The following is a 999-nucleotide window of genomic DNA, read 5'->3' as shown; positions in this document are numbered from 1 at the left end:
AGGTCAGTTTACGTAAACGGCGCTTCATTGCATCATGTCGTAAAGATTATTTATTAGATCTAGTAGGTGCAAAGGAAATTCTTCATGCGTAAGCCCTGACTATTGAATAGTGAAATTTAGTTATTTTAGGACTTAAATTATTATAAAATACAGAGTTAGAGTTTTTAATTTTTTAAATTAAAAACTTTGTAAAATAAAAAAGAGACAAATTTAAAAAAAATTTAATCGATTTTCTCTTGTTTATTTAGCATAGAGATAGTTTTTTTGTTTTCTTGGAATCGCATGGGAAAAGAGGATTGGGTATGTATCAGTCCTTTTACTCTTTTAAACCAATTTTTTGGTTTGTTTTCTTCAGTTTTTAGATCCATAAACATGTCTTGCACCTTTAAAGCAGCCTCCAGTTTATATCCAGCAGCATTGGTTAAGAAAATTCCATATTTATCGGGCTCTAGTTTATGAGATTAGCTATAGTGTATATCAAAGAGCAAGTGGATCATTTGATCTTGCTACAATAAATTGGACATGAAGAACCCGAATAAATTAAAACAAATTTATTAAAGAGGCTCTTATGCGAAAGCAAAAAAAATATGATCGAGAATTTAAGTTAAATATAGTAAAGCACTATAGAGAAAGCGGGAAATCCATGACAGAACTTGAGTTGACAGGCAGCACTTCATTGACAGTGTCAACTTGGTATAATGTATCTAGCATTTTCATTTGTGCTAGATGCTTTGCATACTGAAATGTTTGCCATGGTGTCTTCCCATAACAATATTTCACAGAATGGACTCGCTCTTCATTGTACTCTTTTAGCCATTTATCCACATCCATTTGCAGTTCTTCTAGACTATGATAAACTTTTTGCCTAAATGCTGATGCATAAAATTCATTTTGAATCGTCCTAATAATTGAGTCTACTGGTGTATGTTACCCATAGATTATCCTAAATGGGAATTATGTGATTATTATTTCCCTCTTTGAAATAAAAAAGATGATAAA

1 protein-coding gene and 1 pseudogene are annotated in these 999 nt (G+C 31.2%); both read right to left on the bottom strand.

What is annotated here, in order from left to right; all coding sequences use genetic code 11:
• Nucleotides 1-221: 221 nt before the first annotated feature.
• Nucleotides 222-374: a hypothetical protein gene (locus tag RHOW815_RS07820; protein WP_215217743.1), complete on the bottom strand. Its 153-nt coding sequence runs from the start codon at nucleotides 372-374 to the stop codon at nucleotides 222-224.
• 247 nt (nucleotides 375-621) lie between these two features.
• Nucleotides 622-903 (bottom strand): annotated as a pseudogene (locus tag RHOW815_RS09200) (hypothetical protein); the annotation flags it as partial.
• Nucleotides 904-999 lie beyond the last annotated feature (96 nt).

Source organism: Candidatus Rhabdochlamydia sp. W815, from assembly GCF_018642185.1.
GTDB lineage: Bacteria > Chlamydiota > Chlamydiia > Chlamydiales > Rhabdochlamydiaceae > Rhabdochlamydia > Rhabdochlamydia oedothoracis.
The sequence above is the reverse complement of the archived record's forward strand: the minus strand, read 5'-3'. Positions and strand labels throughout refer to the sequence as shown.